The sequence below is a fragment of the Bacillus sp. ME78 genome, assembly GCF_903970865.1.
Taxonomy (GTDB): domain Bacteria; phylum Bacillota; class Bacilli; order Bacillales; family Bacillaceae_G; genus Bacillus_A; species Bacillus_A cereus.
Map to the genome: position 1 here is coordinate 1 of NZ_CAJCKK010000100.1, position 539 is coordinate 539.

The window sequence follows — 539 nt, forward strand, 5'->3', positions numbered from 1 at the left end:
CCGTAGGTTGGTAAATATTTTGCATATTTAAACGGATCCTTATCATACGCGCGTAACCCAAATAAATTGTGTTTTCGATATGCGATTTCTGATTTTCCATATCCAGACTCTAAAATTGCATGTGCTGCTAAATACTGTGCATTTACACCGTATTGATTTTGCGCATTAATAAAATCTTGCCCATGTCCAACTAACGGACTATCTGAATGGTATTTTGCAATAAAACTATCAATCTCTTGGGCTGTAATTTTCGAAGCCATTGTTAAATTTAAATCCCCATACGAAGTAGCAGTAATGATTTCTTTTTCTTTTAAACCATTATTTTGATTTTGTTGCAACATATCCGTTTTAGCAGTAAGTTGAGCGGCCTCAGCTCGTGTTATAGACCTATTTGGTTGCCAGCCGTTATCTGTACCATTAGAAATTTTTAAATCAATTAAAACATTGGCGAATTTTTCACCCCAATGCCCTTTTAAATCCTCAAATTTACTTTGGCCATTATCATGTGTTGTACTTTGTAATTTATAAGCATTTACTAG

At 34.1% G+C, this 539-nt stretch carries 1 protein-coding gene; it reads right to left on the bottom strand.

Annotated features, from left to right (window positions below; all coding sequences use genetic code 11):
- Positions 1-539: glucosaminidase domain-containing protein (locus H6481_RS28410; protein WP_182813824.1), on the bottom strand; the 539-nt coding region annotated here is incomplete at both ends.